Source organism: Blautia intestinihominis, assembly GCF_040096655.1.
Lineage (GTDB): Bacteria > Bacillota > Clostridia > Lachnospirales > Lachnospiraceae > Blautia_A > Blautia_A intestinihominis.
The window spans coordinates 1-705 of record NZ_JBBMEI010000202.1 but is presented as its reverse complement, the minus strand read 5'-3'; the positions used below and the strand labels follow the sequence as shown (position 1 = coordinate 705).

The 705-nt window shown below is 37.3% G+C and carries 1 protein-coding gene; it reads right to left on the bottom strand.

Going from position 1 to position 705, the window contains the following annotated elements; genetic code table 11:
- On the bottom strand, nucleotides 1-705 hold a 705-nt coding region (locus tag WMO75_RS19690), incomplete at both ends, for a DUF4179 domain-containing protein (protein WP_349078869.1).

Here is a 705-nt window from a genome sequence, read left to right as displayed (position 1 = left end):
TCCGTACCTGCGTACTCAAATTTGTTTTTTTCATCTTCATACACCTTCATAGCTTCATCATAATCAAGATATAATGACCATAAAAGGGGCGTTACTTCCATTTTTTTCACTGTGATTTCATAACCTCCAAAATCACATTTCCGGTTCACTTCCAGAGTTGTCTGAGGCTTTACTGCACCCAAGGTCCATTTAAAGTCCCATGTTCCATCTGTAATGACTGTCTTATCATAATCTTCTTCCTCCGTAAGATTCTTTAATGTGATTTCTACTGTTTTATTACTCAGATCATAATCACTGTCATAAGATATATAGGCGTTAAAATGTTTAAGATGCGCAGAATTTTGATCTGTTTTCAGTAATTCATCCTGTCCTACCCCAGTATTGAAACTTCCAAATCTGTTATCGTCCACTGCATATACTTCTTTTCCATCGATCTTAAAATGTGTCATCTCCTCAAAAGAAGTATGATCAGTCATAGAAATACTGTCCTCTGTTTTCACTTCAAAAAAAACATACAGGAATCCCTGATCCTGAACAGAATCTGTCAGGGTAACCGTCACACCATTTTGTGTTACAGACTGGTCTATATTCTGAATATAAGTTGATTCCTGCAGTGTCTCCTGCTGTTCCTCCGATGGATCCAGTCTTTTCACCAGGTAATCATTCCATTTAAAGAACTCTTTTGCAGCCACAGTAACAGCCATA